This window comes from Verrucomicrobiota bacterium (genome assembly GCA_027622555.1).
Classification (GTDB): domain Bacteria; phylum Verrucomicrobiota; class Verrucomicrobiia; order Opitutales; family UBA2995; genus UBA2995.
Window position 1 is genome coordinate 1 of sequence record JAQBYJ010000056.1, and the last position, 15,629, is coordinate 15,629.

Genomic DNA, 15,629 nt, shown 5'->3' on the forward strand with positions numbered 1-15,629 from the left:
CCGGAGAGTCCTCAAGCCTGAACTACGAACCAAAAAAAAGAAAACCTTCCTTCCGGAAGGCTTTTCGAACAGGGTCTAGATATGGAATTGCTAGATAAATAGTGCCGAGTAAGCTCTCTATTTTTGTCGAGAATAGCGAGAAAACCGTAGTGTCGTAATTTAGCGAAGATAAGAATATGATCGTTTCTCTTTTGCCTAGTGAACGTTGAAGGTCTTCAAATTGGTCGAAAGGAACTTCGTCGATGTCAGCGATTCTTCGACGTATAGGTGACCCCTTATCCTCAAGAAACTTTATAGTTTCTTCGATTTTCTGAGAGATGGATGAGGGGATCATATTTTCTTTATAGGCTAACAGTATATTTAGTTTACTTATTACGTACGAATATTGATGGATTTCCAACATTTTGAGTACTTAGCAAGGCGACAAACGGGGTCAATGTTCATATTTCATATTGGCAAGTTTTCGTGCAAACGCACAACTCGACTCTGCCTCTCGCTGGTAACGGGCGCAGTTCCTGACCCGAATGGCACTCCTTTCCTTTCAAATGTTCCTCAACTCCTCCCACGCGGCACGTTTGGTTAATTGACTCACGGATTGGAGGGCTTCAAGGGAACTTTTGCGCAGATTGAGTAATCCGTGTTTTTGTTCCCAATTGGTTACGGAAAGGGTGCTCACGCCCAGGAGGAGCGCGAACTCAATCGGTGACATACAAAACTTTTTCCGCAGGGCGGTGATTGCTTGGGCGGTGAATTCCAGGTCTGCTTTTTTAACGCGCCGACCGGGCTTCTTTCGGATGGAAGCCTTTTTCTTTGGAGTTTTCGCGCTGTGCCGGGGAGATTTTTTGGCAGTTGGTTTGCCTCGTTTCTTTGTCGCTTTTTCCTTGGTCGGACCTTGGGGTTTTTGTTCGCTTTCCGATAGCTCAATACCAAACACATCGGCGAGAGATTCATTAGCGATGCGTCTGCCTTTGCCCGGAGCTTTACCTGCCGTTGCCAGGCCCACATCCGTACTGATGAGTTCCTGATGATCGACTCCACGCAATTTGAAAAGTAGTTCCGGCTGGGTGTCCAGCCTCGCCCCCACGCCGTAGAGAACGGCGGCGACATGTTTGCACATAACCGCGTAATCGGGGCAGTTGCATTCGAAATCAATTTCTTTAGGCGAGGGAAATAATCCGGTATTTTTGTCAGCGACCACAGCCATCACGCTTTCGGATAGCTTGCCTTGCAGCAGTTCCAGCAGGGAGCCGACTTGCCCGGCGCATTTGTTTTTTACCTGTGTCCACGCTTCGGTTCCCAGTGAAGTGATTGTGACGGTGACCTTGTAAATCGAAGAGCCGCTGACCATGGCTTCAATTTCCCCTTGTTTAATATCGAGGTGGCAGACGGAGCCATTGCGTACGTAGCTGCGCCCCCTGGGAATACGGTTGGCGAAGTCACTGAAGGATTCCAGGTGGTTGCACCAGCCGGCGCCCCAGAAAGTCTTTGCGATTTTTCTACCTTCGATCTCCACAGGCATCACAACCTGTCCCCTTTTTTGCAACTGAAGCATCTTCTTTTTGGCTTTCTCGCGGCGGACAGCCACCGGAATATAGGGGGACCAGAAATCTCCTCTCATTACTGCTTCGTTGGGTGGTTAGAATTGAGCTTGATCGATATTCAAGGCTACGGCACTGAGTAGTTCATCGTTGCTCATTTCGGTCAAGAGGGATTGTGCGCCGTCCTTGAAAATGTCTTCCGCCATGCCGGCTTTTTCCTCGAGCAAGCTGTCGATTTTTTCTTCGATGGTGCCGCGGCAGATGAATTTGTGCACCACGACATTGCGATGCTGTCCGATGCGAAAAGCGCGGTCGGTGGCCTGGTTTTCCACTGCCGGATTCCACCAGCGGTCGAAATGTATCACATGCGAGGCAGCGGTCAGGTTGAGCCCCGTGCCGCCGGCTTTGAGGGAGAGGATAAAGAATGGCGGCCCCTCATCCTGCTGGAAGGCTTTGACGAGTTTCTGGCGTTGCTTTACCGGAGTCCCTCCGTGAAGGATGATGCCTTCGCGCCCGAAGGTCCCGGCCAGTGCAAGGGCCAGCGGTTCTGTCATTTCGCGGAACTGGGTAAAGACGAGCACTTTCTCCTGACGCGATGCGATTTCCTCGCAGATGCTTTTCAGTCTGGCTATTTTGCCACTGTCCTTGTCGGCGTATTCTCCGTCGCCGAGGAATTGGCTTGGATGGTTGCATATTTGTTTGAAGCGCATCAGGAAGGCGAGCACGAGTCCGCGTCGCTGCATGCCGTCGAGTTCCTCGAGTGATTCCGCGAGTGATTCCACGGATTTGGCATAGAGAGCGGCCTGTTTTTTTGTCAGTCCGCAATATGCCTTGATCTCGGTTTTATCGGGGAGGTCGGTGATAATGGATTTGTCCGTTTTCAGGCGACGGAGTATGTAGGGGGCAACGAGTTTTCTGAGGGGCGCATATTGGTCGTGTTCGCGTTTTTCCAGGCCTTTGACGAATTGTTTGAACTTACCCACCGTGCCGAGCAGTCCGGGGCAAAGAAAATCAAAGAGCGACCAGAGGTCTGAGAGGCGGTTCTCGATAGGAGTGCCCGAGAGTGCGATACGAGAGTTCGCCTTGAGTTGTTTGACCGCTTTGGTCTGACGGGATCCGGGGTTTTTGACGGCTTGTGCCTCGTCGAGAATGACGAGCTGCCATTCCAAATCGAGCAGCCATGGTTGCCGCCGCAGCATGCCGTAGCTGGTGAGCACGATATCGCAGGCCGGGAATGCCTGGTCTGGGGCTTTCGCCATGGTGGCCAGGGTTGATTGGTCAGTTTCCGATGGATGGACAAAGCGGGTTCTCAGGCTGGGGGCAAAGCGCTTGAGCTCGGCTTTCCAGTTCGCCAGCAATGAGGCGGGAAGCACCAGGAGGGACGGTTTATTTGTGGCACCCGCCTTTTCTTTGAGAGCCACAAGCAGGGATATTATCTGCACGGTTTTGCCCAGGCCCATGTCATCCGCGAGGCAGGCGCCCAGCCCGATTGTTGAGAGTAAGTATAGCCAGTCCCGGCCAACTGCCTGATAGGGGCGCAAGATACCGTGGAAATGTTTGTTTTCCCCGGCTGTGACGAGTCCGTCCGGGTTGCGGAGTCCGGCGAGCATTCCGGAAAGCCAATTACCTGCATCGACAAAGGCCCACTCCTGTTCTGCAATCTGGGCCGAATCGGCGGTGGACAGATCTGCCTGGGCGCCCGCCAACAGGCGCATTCCTTCAATAAAGGAAATGCCGTTGCCCCCGGCATCGGCTTCAACCTGTCGCCAATGTGCGAGAGCCTCGTTCAGTTTTTCTTTATCCACCTCGATCCATTGCCCTTTGATGTAAGCAAGCCCATTGTCGGACGCCATGATCTCCCGCCATTGTTGCTCCGTGAGCTTTTGACCGTCGAAGGTGAGATCGACTTTGAAGTCCAGCAGGGTGTCCATCCCAAAAAGTCCTTTCTTCTTTTCGCCGATGGTGACCGAGACTTGGGGACGCGGGCGTTTCTTCCACCAATCGGGTAGTCTCACCAGTAGCCCGCTTTCTTCAAGCCGGGGTGAGTTCTTGAGTAACTGGTATGCTTCTCCAGGCGTCCAGGCCAGCGGATGAAACACATCGCCGGACTCTACGAGTTCCCGCACAAACTCCACTTGATCCGCCGCCCTTTGCACAGGGGTGAGTAGTTTGATCAGTGCTTTTTTATTACGGTCCCCGGCGTATTCCTGGAGGGCCTTTCCCAGGGGCTGGTACTGCACGCGGCCTTTTTGGGAAAGTTTGGGTGCATAGGTTGCGAGGAAGGCGAAGGGAAGCTCCGGATCGCGTTTGTTTTCGGCGAGATGAAAACAGACCCGTCCGACCTGATGCCAAAGGGGTGCGTTTTTTGCCAGCCATGAATTCAGACTTTCTTTGTGGCGTACGATTTCCTCTCGTACCCAGCCGTCGAGGTCGTTCCATAAATCCACGAAACTATCCGGGCTCAAATACTCGCCTCCACGCATCGGAGGAGCTGAGAGGAAAAGATCGTTTCGCTCCGAGCTTGTGGGCGGCTCAATCGGATCAAGCCGGGCTCCCTCCGACTCGGGTGTGCGGCACAGCTCAGTGAGGTAGAGACTGGCAAAGTCTTGCCAGTATGCAACGGAAGGAGGCAGGGGCGAGCTTGGCTTTGTGGCCGCGAGAGCAAATAATCCCTCCGCCTGGGACAAGGCGAACGCATCGGATACACGCTCAAACCAGGCGTCGTTGCGGTAAGAAACGTTGGCATCCCCGCCGGAGCCATTCTGAATACGAAGGCTGGCGCCCGGAGTTAAAAAGAATTCAAAACTCATGGGTGAAAAAGGAAAATGAGCTACGCTGGGCTAGGTTGTTTCTTCGGGGGAAAGCGGATCTTTGATGATGTCTCTATCCACTTTTTCAGGTCGGAAAAATTTAGCCACTTTAAATTGTTAGAGGCTTTTGTCCAGGCAGACGAAGTTGGCGTTGTCATGGTTTGCTTTAGTTTCTAACAGAACGACAAAAAAGGCCGGGCCCTTGCGAGTCCGGCCGTCAACGGTCTGCCAAAATTAGTTGTAGATCTTTTCGTCGATGTAGGCCGCTACCTCCGCTTCCGGAATGCGGACCTGTTCCATCGAATCGCGATCGCGCAGAGTAACGGTGCCATCCTCTAGTGAATCGAAGTCCACGGTAATGCAGTAGGGAGTTCCGGCTTCGTCCATGCGACGGTAACGGCGACCAATCGCCCCGGCCTGATCGTAGAAGACATTATGGCGGCGACTAAGGTTCTTATAAATGCGTTTAGACATTTCCACGATCTCTGGCTTGTTTTTCATGAGTGGAAAAACAGCTGCCTTGATCGGCGCAATGCGCGGGGAGAACTTCAAGACGTTGCGGGTCTCACCTTCCACCTCCTCAACCGTGTATGCTGAACAGAGTACAGCCAGCAATGTGCGGTCCACGCCGAGTGAAGGTTCGATTACGTGTGGGATGTATTTCTCGCGGGTTGCTTCATCGAAATACTCCATGGACTTTCCCGAGTGTTCCTGGTGCTGGGTCAGGTCGTAGTTGCCGCGAGCAGCAATACCTTCGAGCTCCTGTACTCCGAATGGAAATTCGAACATGATGTCGGTGCAGGCGCGGGAGTAGTGAGCCAGCTTGTTTTGCGGGTGCACATGGGTGCTCAATCTGGCTTCACTCAAACCGATTGACTTATGCCATTCCATTCGGGTTTGAATCCACTCCTTGTAGTAGTTTTCCCACGCGTCTTCGTCTGCCTCGATAAAGTATTCGATTTCCATTTGTTCGAACTCACGTGAGCGAAAAATGAAATTCTTGGGAGTAATTTCGTTGCGGAAGGCTTTACCGATCTGGGCAATTCCGAAAGGGATCTTTACTCGGGCCGTATCCAGCACGGCTTTGAAATTGGCGAAAATGCCCTGTGCTGTTTCCGGACGCAGGTAGGCAACGGACGAATCGTCCTTGAGTGCTCCTACGAAGGTTTGAAACATCATATTAAACTCCCGTGGAGGAGTCAGCGATCCCGGCTTGCCGGTAGCGGGTGAAGGGATAAGCTCGTAGAGATCGGGCGTGGCATCGAGGTATTCTTTCAGCTCAATGGGCCCCAGTTCGCCTTGTTTTGCGGCTTTGCGTTTCAGTTCGGCAGCTTTCTTTTCAGCATCTGCCTGGGCCTCCGGACCTTCGAGTGTCGAGACATAGCCAATGGTTTCGCCATCCACAGTCACAGGTGCCCATAAGAGGTGATCTGCACGGTAGCGCATTTTCGATTCCTTACAATCGACCATCGGATCGGAGAAACTGTCTATGTGTCCTGAAGCTTTCCAAACTTTGGGATGCATGATGATGGAAGCGTCTTGTCCAACGATGTCCTCGCGGCCATGCACCATGTCTTGCCACCACGCGTCCTTGATGTTTTTTCGCAGCTCAACCCCCAACGGGCCATAATCGTAAAATCCATTAATCCCTCCGTAAATCTCGGAAGATTGAAAAATAAATCCTCTGCGCTTACACAGGGAAATGATGTCATCCATGGTAGGATTTTGTGATGGGTCTGTAGACATATGCGGGCTAGGCTGCGTTGCTCACGGAGTTGAGATGTCGGAGTTGACGAGCGAGAGGCGAGGGCGCGCACTTTTGTGCGTAACCGAGCCAAGATCGAGGAACACCCGGCATGTCATCCCGAAGCTGGGCGCAAACCGTAATTTGATAGGCTGATTTTGTAACTAATTCCATTAAAATTCTCTTGTTACCAGATTGACTCCTTTGTGCCCAGCTGGTGAGAAATGCAGGCTAAGAAGTCACTTTTGTGATGGCCGGTCAAGCTTTCAGCTTTTCCGTTGCCAGCCCTATAGCTGAGGCCTACGACCATACTTCTAGTTTCAACCTACATGAGTTTCAACATTGCCAGATTTCTGCCTAAGACAGCCGCTGCCCAGCCGGATGACTGTGCCTTGAAAATTCCTCAAGGCTGGGAAGGTGAAATGATTCGCTATCGAAGCCTTTCGTTTTCCGAGTTGGAATCCCTGAGTAACGCTTGCGCGAACCTGTTGATTCAACGGGGTATCAAACGAGGAACGCGAGTGCAATTGGCTGTTCGCCCAGGACTGGAGCTCATTCTCCTTACGTTCGCTTTGTTTAAAATGGGTGCCGTTCCGGTAGTGATCGATCCAGGTATGGGACGGAAACATTTTTTAGCCTGCGTCAAACGAACCCGACCCGAAGTCCTTGTTGGTATCCCGATGGCCATCTGGCTGAGTCGACTCTTTTGGGGCAGTTTTAAAGGAGTCAAAACGCGGATTTTCGTGGGTGGTGGATTTGAGAAGCAGTTATCTAAATTATCGAGCGATCCGATTATGGAGGAAACGCGGAGCGATGATCTGGCTGCGATCCTTTTCACTTCGGGTTCTACCGGAGCACCGAAAGGTGTGCTCTATGAACATGGGATGTTTGACGCACAGGTTCGCTTGATTGGCGAAACGTACGGAATCGAGCGCGGTGAGATCGATCTACCAATGCTGCCGGTATTCGCTTTATTTAATCCTGCATTCGGAATGACGACCGTAGTCCCTGAGATGGATCCCAGTCGTCCGGCAACGGTTGATCCGAGAAACATCGTCCAGGCGATTCTGCAAAACGGGGTCACCAGTTCCTTTGGATCTCCGGTGCTTTGGGGTAAGATCTGTAAATATTGTTCAGAGAAACACATTCAACTTCCCAGTATCAAACGTGTGCTTATGGCTGGGGCACCGGTGCCGCCTTCCCTAATCGAAGCATTTAAAAAAGTGATTGTGAATGGTGAGATTCATACGCCTTACGGTGCGACCGAATCATTGCCCGTGTGCAGTATATCCGGAACACGAATACTCGAAGAGACCATGGTCAAAACCAATTTGGAAAAAGGGACTTGTGTCGGGAAGGCCGTATCCGAAATGGAAGTTCGGGTCATTGCCATCTCGGATGACGCTATCTCCACGATGGATGATGCGGTGCCTCTACCTATCGGTGAAATAGGTGAACTGGTTGTTAAGGGTCCCGTAGTCACCAAAGGCTATGATCAACTGGGAGAGGCCACAGCCAAAGCGAAAATAGCAGATGGTGATTCGATATGGCACCGTATGGGTGACACTGGCTACCTCGACGAGCAGGGGGATGTCTGGTTTTGTGGACGTGTGGCCGAACGAGTCCAAACTGAGAGCGGTGTTTTATTTACGGATCCTGTGGAAGCTTATTTCAATCAGCAGCCCAAGGTGTTTCGATCTGCTCTGATCGGTTTAGGGGAAGCGCCTCACCAAGCGCCAGCTATTGTGATTGAGCCCGAAAAGGATTATTGGACGGATGATTACTCGGACCACCAAGCCTGGGAGAAAGAGTTGTTGGCAAACGTTCCGCCCGATTCAATTGCTTCCAAAGTTGAAAAGATTTTTTTCTACAAAAACTTTCCAGTGGATGTTCGGCATAATGCAAAGATTCACCGTCTGACTTTGGCGAAGAAGTTTTCTTAGAAGGGATGAAACAGGGTCGCGAATAAATTGGCTCCTACAGCTTACGAATCCGCATTTTTGCAGGAGCAAACTTGTTCGCGACTGTTATTGCTTCGGTCGTTTCGGCAAAACGACCCTACTTTTATTCATCGGGCAACAACGCGTACGGTGCGATGTAAACCTCAACAAGTCCGTTTCCTGCTTCTCCATTTGCAGTAATGTGAACGGAGTAAGGTCCTGGATTCAAATAGGTCACCAGCGCAGATTCATTTTCGTTTTTAGGAGCCATCTTCCAATATTCGAGGGTGTCTTTTCGTAGTGTATCCTGCCAGTTGTCGTTGCTGATGGAGTTTTCCAGGTCGTCGTTGAAATCATCAAACAAAGGTTGGTCTGCGTGCAAGGTGATAACGGGGTCTTCGATGTAACCGGATTCAAGATTCATCGATTTACCGATGCCTCGAATGACAACCCAGCTTCCTTCACTTAACACAAATCCCGCAATCGCTGGATTTTCTGATGTGACCTCGGCGCGATTGGATGTATTTACCAAGGGTTGGGCACCAGGGGATTCGTATAAAAGAATACTAGGGGGCGCGACGATATATTGAATCGGGCATGGCATTGATTCGAAGATCCTTCCTTGCCAATGAAAGATAGCGGAAACCGGTTCATCAAATTGATTGACCGCATCTATATACTCAAACTGCTGACTTAGAATTGGAATGCTTATGTGCTCTTCGAAGTCTACCAAGGCTTGGTGTTGGCCACCTGGAATCTGGGTTTCAATGTACCGAACAGTTGCGCACAATCCTTCGGAACTGATGGATTCAACTTCAAATTTATGGCCTCCGTTTTTCCTGTAGTGAACGCGGAAAACGTAGCATGGGTTGGCTGGGTGACTTGGGCGGAGACTGTTTGAACCAGCCATCCGATTATTACAATGAAGAATGGATATCTTGGAATTAGTTTCATATCAGGATGAAAAGTTGAATTATTAATAAGAATGTGAAAGCTATTACGCCGCTTCCTCAAACACGGATGCACAGGAAATAAAAATTTTTCGTGGCATTCCTCGCAGAAATCGCCACACACGTGTATATGAAGATATTGGTTACCGGCGGCGGCGGATTTCTCGGTCGTTATGTAGTAAAAAAACTTTTGGAAAAAGGGTACGCAGTCAGGGTGCTTGGAAGGTCAGAACAATCCGACCTGAAAGCTGAAGGTGTCGATGTCATCCAGGGGGATATTCGTGACGCTAAAATTGTGCGAGCGGCGGCGAGGGGTGTGGATGTAATTCAACACATCGCAGCGAAAGCCGGCGTGTGGGGAAAGTGGGATGACTACTACCAAATCAACGTAATCGGGACTCGAAACGTTTTAAATGCCTGCAAAGAGCTGGGCACCTCGCGATTAATTTATACAAGTACTCCAAGCGTTGTTTTTAATGGCCATTCCCTTCGGGGGGTTAACGAGTCTCAGCCTTATGGGAAGAATTGGCTGTGCCACTACGCGTATACGAAAATGTTGGCCGAAAAAGAAGTGCTTTCTGCCAACGATCCTGACGGAAGCGGCCTTCGAACCATCGCGCTTCGGCCACACCTGATATGGGGAGTGGGCGACAACCATTTGATTCCCAGGGTAGTTGAGCGTGCACGAAAAGGTAAATTGCGCATCGTGGGTGATGGGTCGAACAAGGTCGATATTGTGCATGTTGAAAATGCGGCCGATGCCCAGATTCGTGCCCAGGTCGCATTGGAACGGGTTGAGAGTTGCGGGCGGCCTTACTTCATAACCCAGGGAGAACCCGTCGTGCTTTGGGACTGGATCAATGATTTACTGACAAGGCTTGGTATTCCCCAAGTGGAAAAACAAATTTCCCTTCCTGCGGCCTACCGTATGGGTGCTACGCTGGAAGGAGTTTGGAAAACTTTCCGGTTCGCCGGTGAGCCACCCATGACCCGCTTCCTCGCTACAGAATTGGCCAAGGATCACTATTTCGACATTACCGCAGCTCGTCATGATCTGGGCTACCACCCATCTGTATCCATCGAGCAAGGACTTTTGGAGTTGGTTGCACATTTGGCAAAGGTGTAGGAGCGGGTTTCCCAACTACGCCGAAGCTTCGCTGGGCAGGTGTCTGGGTTCAGGCTTCAAAAAGGTAGGAATGGACCGCTGGGCCGTCCGAATTCGATTTGAAAATGTTTGACGGACGCCTCGGCGATGCGTCCCTACCAAAAAAATCGGCATCGCATGGATGCGATTGCCCTACTACATGATTCCACGGTAGGGCCACTGCGTCCTCGCAATGCCGATTGCAGCTGACTATTTTTTTGATTCGGAAGTGGTGGAAACTTATTCTTTATCGGGGGTGAGCGTGATGGCTTTTTCAACGAGCTCGATAAACTCAGAGCGAAGGCCTCCGGAATCTTTTCCTTTAGCTTTGCTTGCAAGGTCGAGCACATCCTTGAGGGTCAGGTTTTCAGTGAATTCGGAATTCCGTAAGAGCATGCCGAAACTGGCGACCGCAGTCGCGAAGCGGTAGTCGTCATTGGCCGCTTCTATTTCTGAACCAGAATCAACAAACACCTGTTCTATCAGTTGGCTGACATCTTCATCGGGTTGTTTGTAGCGTAGTTTTATGGTGAACGTTTCGGCTGAATCGTCAGCCCTTTCAGAGATGGCGGTCTTTTGGTATTTGAGGGGATCTACTGAGGGAGTGTCCTTTGATTTAATTCCTGTGGGAATTATTTCGTAAAGGGCGGTGACGGTGTGGTCGGCACCGATTTCCCCGGCGTCTTTGGTGTCATCGTTAAAATCTTCCTTCGCAAGAATACGGTTTTCGTAGCCGATGAGGCGGTACTGAGCGACCTTGGCAGGGTTGAACTCCACCTGAATCTTCACGTCCTTGGCAATGGCGTATAATGTTCCGAGCATGTCGTCGACAAACACCTTGCGAGCTTCCTTGAAAGAATCGACGTAACCATAGTTTCCATTACCCTTGTTGGACAGTTCTTCCATGGAGGCGTCCTGATAGTTGCCCATGCCGAATCCGAGGACGGAGAAGAATACACCGGTTTTGGCTTTCTCCTCAATCATTCGGGTGAGGCTGCCACGGTCACTGGTGCCTACGTTGAAGTCTCCATCGGTGCAAAGAATTACGCGGTTGATGCCATCCTTCACGAAATGTTTTTGTGCCACTGAGTAGGCGAGCTCAATACCGGCTCCTCCGTTGGTGGAACCACCGGACTTCAGGTTACTGATCGCGTGCTGAATCGTTTCCTTGTTGTTGGCGGTAGTGGAGGGAAGTGCCAGGCCAGAGGCTCCTGCATAAACAACGACAGCAATGCTATCCCGCGCTTCCATCTGATCGACCAAGAGATTCAAAGAACGTTGGACGAGAGGAAGTTTGTTCTGATCGCTCATAGAGCCAGATACATCGATCAGGAAAACCAGATTGGCATCCGGACGTTCGGACAATTCGACCTTCTTGCCTTGCAGACCAATACGAACGAGGCGGTGCTGGGAATTCCAGGGTGCGTTTGCTGCATCTACATGCAACGCAAACGGTGTTTCGTTCTTCGGCCCATCATAATTGTAGGAGAAATAATTAATCATTTCCTCAATCCGAACGGCATCCGCCGGTGGAAGTTGACCGCCGTTCAGGTAGCGCCGGGTGTTCGCATACGATGCGGTATCAACATCAATAGAGAATGTGGACAAAGCATGGTCCTTGGGACTTTTGAACGCATTCTCGACAATGCGATCGTAGGCTTCGCGGTTCCAGGGTTCTTGCCTTGGAACAACAGGTTTTTGAGGGGCTTCGTAGGAAGCTTGAATCCTTAGTGAAGGTTCCGGATTTTGCAAAGCCTCAGTGCGAATAGCTAGCTTGTCTACGACAAGTTCTTTGTTGTTCCATTGATCGGGTTCCTTTCCGATGATACTCCATGTGGTTGTATCAGCGGTAGAATTTGGGAGATTGCCTTGGGCATCTTTTGGTTCTGTTGATCCCCGGAAATATTGTAACGCTGCAGCGTCTGTTGCCCCAGTATCTTCTAGGAATTCCTGAGTAAAAACCTGAATTGTCCCAACAGGATCTTTTAGATTCGTATTAATTCGAGTTCCGGCCAGGGTGGAGCTGGCTTGATAATTTAGGGAATCTTCCTCCTCCACGACGAAAGGAGATAGTTCGAATATATCGTCCTCAGGATTTCCGGATGCTCGACCCAAGCCGCGACTTGTCTCCGATTCTTTTGGTTCAAACTTGAGTTCTGATACTTCCTCTTGACGTGTTCTCTGTGTGTCGGAATTACGATTGGAAGGAGTAACCCCATCAATTGATTTCTGAGGAACCTGGCTCCTGGCTGCTATGGACGGAGGTGGGGGTGCTACAGCCAATTCATTCTGGAATTCCGGCGTGTTCGATTTTTCCAATACTTTAAAGGACGCGATTCCCACCAACCCCAGCACCATGCACGCTGCGACGGCATTGATCCACATAGGAAACTTAAGAACTTTTTGCTGCTGAGGCTCTATCGCTTTGCGGACCCGTTCTTTTTGTTCTTCAGTGAGGGCGTCCTTTTCGTCTTGTGCGTTGAGCTCTGACTTCAGGGTGCTGGCGAAGGATTGAATCGCTTCGAACTCCTCAACGGCTTCCGGGTTGATGGATTGGGGTTCTTGCTCACCCAGGGCTTTGGCGGTGAATCGTGGGTCGTTTGGATCTAAATGTTTCATATTAGTTTCCTCCAATGTTGGCGGTTTCGAGGGCGTGCCACTCTTGTTTGAGGGAGCGGATGGCTTGGTGCAGGATGAATCCGACATTACTAACCGTGAGGCCGGTTACTTCGCTGATTTCCTGATAGCTGAAGTCCTGCTGAAATTTGAGAAGGACAAGTTCGCGTTGGCGGTTGGGTAGGGTGTTAACCAGTTCAAACAGCGAGCTAATGGTTTCCCGTTTTCGCTGTTCGTGGGGGTGGCTTTCGGCCGGATTTTCCTGGACGTCTAAGGCGTCCGGACTTTCGAAGTGACTCATGCGTTTTTCCTTTCTTAGCATATTTAGGCACTGATTGCGCACGACGCGAAAGAGCCACGGGGCCAGGTGATCGCTGAGTTGCTCGGGAGTCTGTTTACAGAGTTTTATAAACGTTTCCTGTACGGCATCCCTGGCTTGGTCACCATCGTGAAGAATACTTTGGGCGTAGCGAATGAGAGCTGACTGATGTTCGTCCATCGCCTTCTGCACCCAGCTCCACCGGCTATCCGTGGCTACCTTCGGCGGCATGTGTTATCAGTGTTGGGGGTTATCATATACCGAGCTAACACCTGATACGCCCTTTTTCTTAGAAAAAGATGCAACCTTTTTTTGAGACCAACTTAGCAGTACCGACCGCTACCGCTCTTCAGATTCCTGTGGAAGTGGAAATGTTTCCTCTAAAAGCATGATACGATTCTTCAGATCCGGATGAGTAGACATAAGCTCCGGAAGATCCGCGCCCTCATTTTCTTCATGGATTTTGATAAGAATAGACCTCATTGCTTCGGAGCTTCCATATTTCTCCTGTAACCACTGTCCCGATACGAGGTCGGCTTCCGTTTCAAATCCACGCGAGTAGCTGTTCTCAATGAGTATGGTCGGTATGGCCGATGCCATGGAAGAAAGGGATGCAAGGTCGCCCAGAAAAGTTGAGATAAAAATGAAAATACCTGTATCTCTAAGCACCATTTGCATGGAATGCCGATGGATGATGTGTGCAATTTCGTGAGCGATGACAGCTTGGAATTCTTCCTTTCCTGAAACAAGGGCTACCAGTGCGTCGGTTGCTACTATGCTCCCATTGGGCAAAGCGAAGGCATTGGCACCTAATTCAGTAGCTCTGAAAAACAAGGTATATGTGTGTTCGCTTTTAAAGTCGTCCGCAATCTCCTCGAACCAGTTTTGATACCTTTCTTGATCTTTTGTCGAAATTTCTGAGGGCTCGAATATGAACCTATCCATGGTCTCCAGGGCTCCTTTTCCCAGCTGATCATTCAGTTCAACCGGGATTTTGTGTGCTACTATGAACGCCGCCCACGGAACTCCCCATGTAAACAAGGCGGCAGTGAAAGCCACAAGTCCTGACATGCTTGCAATCACCCATCCCCACTTTCTTTCCAGCCAATGAGCCCATTTTAAACCCATTCCGGGATTTAAGGAATCCTGCAAAGCATCATACGCCTCGAAGTCGTCGGTTTCCAGGCGGCCGTTATCCGGAAGAAGAATTACCCGGCGGGTATTGCCCAGCGGTGCTTCAAAAATACACGCATTTACGGTATAGGATTTGGTGTCTGTTTGATCCCGGATTTCCAGTTGGATGGCATCTAATATTACGACCTCGACTGTTTTAGCTGCAGAGGATTGGCCATCATAATACCTGGCTGAAATCCTTGTCATTACCCTATATCAAAATCCATATAATCGGCTGCCGCATCGCCCAACGCTCCTTCATTTTCCATGGCAGCCTGTTCAACTTTTTCGAGTTGATCCTTATCGAGATTAACTAGCAGGTGTGCGACCACATATTTTTTCTTACGGATCGTTGCCCATGGAGTTGCCAATCCCAAGCTGAAAAATATGGCGAGACCATTAGTGATATCGAGAACAAGAAGTGGCTTCAACTCGTATTCCGATTTGAAGCTGGTCGAAAATCCAATATCCGTCACACCCCAGGAGTAGTTTTGGATTCTGGAATAGATCAGCGATTTTCCTATTGCGAATGCCAGGAGCAAAATTAAGTAGCCGATTATCATTGTACCAACCATAAACACCTCTCGGATATTCTCCGGAAGTGCGAGGGCTTGGGCCAGCGATATAGGAATAAACACAAAAATGGCCATGGCTATATAACCAAGAAAACCGATGCCTATGGCTCCCAGGTAGGGCGGATAAAAAGCTCCACCGACTCCTTTAAAATTAAACTTCTGGTTACCAAAGGACAGATTTCGAATTAGATACTCCTTTTTCAAAAACTCGATGTAAGGAACAATGAGTCCAGCGGTAAATGGAATTAAAAGGGCCCAACATAGGTAAAGCACATAGGCCTGTCCCAATTCTCCCGTAAACTTGAATCGGATATTGCGGAAGGAAGAGTAGCGTGCCCGAAAGCGAATCGCCTTCCAGACCAGGAACGGAAAGGAAAGACCTAGTATGGCGAGTACCCCTAGCGGAGCAAATGGGTGAATGAAACTACTCAGTCCATAAATAAGTGCTCCTATCACAACGATGATGTACCCTTTGAGGAGCGCGATAGGATTGGCGTGAAATCCAAAGTTGTCTTCTCCAAGCCAAGTATTGGCATAGAGGTATTTTCGCTGTCGGACGACTGCCCAGGGAAAGTATATACCAAGAGTTACTATGGTTAAAAACAGGTTTACAATCCAGATACGGAAGTATTCTCCAGCATTTCCGGTAAATGACATTCGGAACGTCTCTAGTTCTTTGGGTGGATTGAGGACTGTTGGAGGAGTCTGAAGAGGAGGTGGTGTAGCTGGTCGATATTCAGGAGGAGCCCATTTCAAATCATCGTCATCGGGTTCATTGATTGGATCGGTTGGTTCGTTTGCCATATTTTGAGGGTTTGGG

General features: G+C 50.0%; 11 protein-coding genes. 2 read left to right on the forward strand and 9 right to left on the reverse strand.

The features are described 5' to 3' along the window. Positions 1–541 precede the first annotated feature (541 nt). From O3C43_14735 to O3C43_14750, 4 genes are all read right to left on the reverse strand, one after another. The gene (locus O3C43_14735; protein MDA1067746.1) at positions 542–1,618 is read right to left on the reverse strand and encodes an SWIM zinc finger family protein; all 1,077 of its coding nucleotides are present in this window, start codon (positions 1,616–1,618) and stop codon (positions 542–544) included. An 18-nt stretch (positions 1,619–1,636) separates the two neighbouring features. Next, positions 1,637–4,348: a DEAD/DEAH box helicase gene (locus O3C43_14740; GenBank protein MDA1067747.1), complete on the reverse strand. Its 2,712-nt coding sequence runs from the start codon at positions 4,346–4,348 to the stop codon at positions 1,637–1,639. 234 nt (positions 4,349–4,582) lie between these two features. Next, positions 4,583–6,094 (reverse strand): glycine--tRNA ligase, encoded by a 1,512-nt coding sequence (locus O3C43_14745; GenBank protein MDA1067748.1) that lies wholly within the window; start codon positions 6,092–6,094, stop codon positions 4,583–4,585. A gap of 7 nt (positions 6,095–6,101) precedes the next feature. Further along, the gene (locus O3C43_14750) at positions 6,102–6,266 is read right to left on the reverse strand and encodes a hypothetical protein (GenBank protein MDA1067749.1); all 165 of its coding nucleotides are present in this window, start codon (positions 6,264–6,266) and stop codon (positions 6,102–6,104) included. A 155-nt stretch (positions 6,267–6,421) separates the two neighbouring features. On the opposite strand from O3C43_14750, the gene O3C43_14755 reads away from it, so the two are divergent. Next, the gene (locus O3C43_14755; GenBank protein ID MDA1067750.1) at positions 6,422–8,035 is read left to right on the forward strand and encodes a fatty acid CoA ligase family protein; all 1,614 of its coding nucleotides are present in this window, start codon (positions 6,422–6,424) and stop codon (positions 8,033–8,035) included. Between the two features lie 121 nt (positions 8,036–8,156). Here O3C43_14755 and O3C43_14760 read toward each other — a convergent pair whose 3' ends face one another. Next, positions 8,157–8,942, reverse strand: a complete 786-nt coding sequence (locus tag O3C43_14760) for a hypothetical protein (GenBank protein ID MDA1067751.1) — start codon at positions 8,940–8,942, stop codon at positions 8,157–8,159. A 170-nt stretch (positions 8,943–9,112) separates the two neighbouring features. Between O3C43_14760 and O3C43_14765 the strand changes: the two genes are divergently transcribed. Next, a complete protein-coding gene (locus tag O3C43_14765) occupies positions 9,113–10,108 on the forward strand; it encodes an NAD-dependent epimerase/dehydratase family protein (protein MDA1067752.1) in 996 nt (331 codons plus the stop codon). 258 nt (positions 10,109–10,366) lie between these two features. Here the strand turns inward: O3C43_14765 and O3C43_14770 are convergent, their stop codons facing one another. From O3C43_14770 to O3C43_14785, 4 genes are all read right to left on the reverse strand, one after another. Continuing rightward, positions 10,367–12,745, reverse strand: a complete 2,379-nt coding sequence (locus tag O3C43_14770; GenBank protein ID MDA1067753.1) for a VWA domain-containing protein — start codon at positions 12,743–12,745, stop codon at positions 10,367–10,369. Position 12,746: 1 nt separating this feature from the next. Further along, on the reverse strand, positions 12,747–13,292 hold the full coding sequence (locus O3C43_14775; GenBank protein ID MDA1067754.1) for a sigma-70 family RNA polymerase sigma factor: 546 nt from the start codon (positions 13,290–13,292) through the stop codon (positions 12,747–12,749). 108 nt (positions 13,293–13,400) lie between these two features. Beyond that, positions 13,401–14,441, reverse strand: coding sequence for a M48 family metallopeptidase (locus O3C43_14780; protein ID MDA1067755.1), 1,041 nt, complete (start codon positions 14,439–14,441; stop codon positions 13,401–13,403). After that, positions 14,441–15,613: a YjgN family protein gene (locus tag O3C43_14785; protein ID MDA1067756.1), complete on the reverse strand. Its 1,173-nt coding sequence runs from the start codon at positions 15,611–15,613 to the stop codon at positions 14,441–14,443. Before O3C43_14785 ends, O3C43_14780 begins: the two co-directional genes overlap by 1 nt. Positions 15,614–15,629: the final 16 nt, after the last annotated feature.

Coding starts and splice junctions, on each gene's coding strand:
- O3C43_14760 (MDA1067751.1), bottom strand. CDS start 8,942: ATGGCTGGTTCAAACAGTCTCCGCCCAAGTCACCCAGCCAACCCATGC.
- O3C43_14785 (MDA1067756.1), bottom strand. CDS start 15,613: ATGGCAAACGAACCAACCGATCCAATCAATGAACCCGATGACGATGAT.
- O3C43_14775 (MDA1067754.1), bottom strand. CDS start 13,292: ATGCCGCCGAAGGTAGCCACGGATAGCCGGTGGAGCTGGGTGCAGAAG.
- O3C43_14740 (MDA1067747.1), bottom strand. CDS start 4,348: ATGAGTTTTGAATTCTTTTTAACTCCGGGCGCCAGCCTTCGTATTCAG.
- O3C43_14755 (MDA1067750.1), top strand. CDS start 6,422: ATGAGTTTCAACATTGCCAGATTTCTGCCTAAGACAGCCGCTGCCCAG.
- O3C43_14735 (MDA1067746.1), bottom strand. CDS start 1,618: ATGAGAGGAGATTTCTGGTCCCCCTATATTCCGGTGGCTGTCCGCCGC.
- O3C43_14745 (MDA1067748.1), bottom strand. CDS start 6,094: ATGTCTACAGACCCATCACAAAATCCTACCATGGATGACATCATTTCC.
- O3C43_14765 (MDA1067752.1), top strand. CDS start 9,113: ATGAAGATATTGGTTACCGGCGGCGGCGGATTTCTCGGTCGTTATGTA.
- O3C43_14780 (MDA1067755.1), bottom strand. CDS start 14,441: ATGACAAGGATTTCAGCCAGGTATTATGATGGCCAATCCTCTGCAGCT.
- O3C43_14750 (MDA1067749.1), bottom strand. CDS start 6,266: ATGGAATTAGTTACAAAATCAGCCTATCAAATTACGGTTTGCGCCCAG.
- O3C43_14770 (MDA1067753.1), bottom strand. CDS start 12,745: ATGAAACATTTAGATCCAAACGACCCACGATTCACCGCCAAAGCCCTG.